This window comes from Rossellomorea sp. RS05, from assembly GCF_039822645.1.
Lineage (GTDB): Bacteria > Bacillota > Bacilli > Bacillales > Bacillaceae_B > Rossellomorea > Rossellomorea marisflavi_B.
Window position 1 is genome coordinate 1 of sequence record NZ_JBDKWY010000025.1, and the last position, 423, is coordinate 423.

Here is a 423-nt window from a genome sequence, read left to right on the forward strand (position 1 = left end):
GCGATGTTCACTATAGTAATCGTACAGGGACCGAAACGCTGGTATGGCGTGTAAAATCGGGAAAATCGCCTTATATATCAAGGAGCGTAGCCGTTTCCGCCCGCGTTTCGACAATCGTTTGTTCCCTTCTTTTTTTCCCGAGGAATTGGTGACTAACGTAAGACCCGCTAATTTTAGGATTTGGCGTGGACTCTTATAGTGTGAAAAGGCTCCTATTTCTGAAAGGATTTCTACTACGGTGTTTTCTCCAATACCAGGGACCGAAAGGAACAGATCGAAATCTGTCATTTGTTTCGCCAACGTCACTAACTCCTTTTCTATGCTTTCCAGTTGTTCTTCAAGCAGCTTCATCTGTGTCAATAGAATTTGGATCTCTGCCCGTGCCATTTCAGGACTCTCCTGATAGCCAATAGATGTGGCCGC

At 45.2% G+C, this 423-nt stretch carries 1 protein-coding gene; it reads right to left on the reverse strand.

The annotated features are described in order from the left end of the window. A partial coding sequence (locus ABJ225_RS22295; protein ID WP_347321629.1) for a transposase occupies positions 1–351 on the reverse strand: 351 nt, incomplete at its 3' end. Between the last annotated feature and the right edge of the window lie 72 nt (positions 352–423).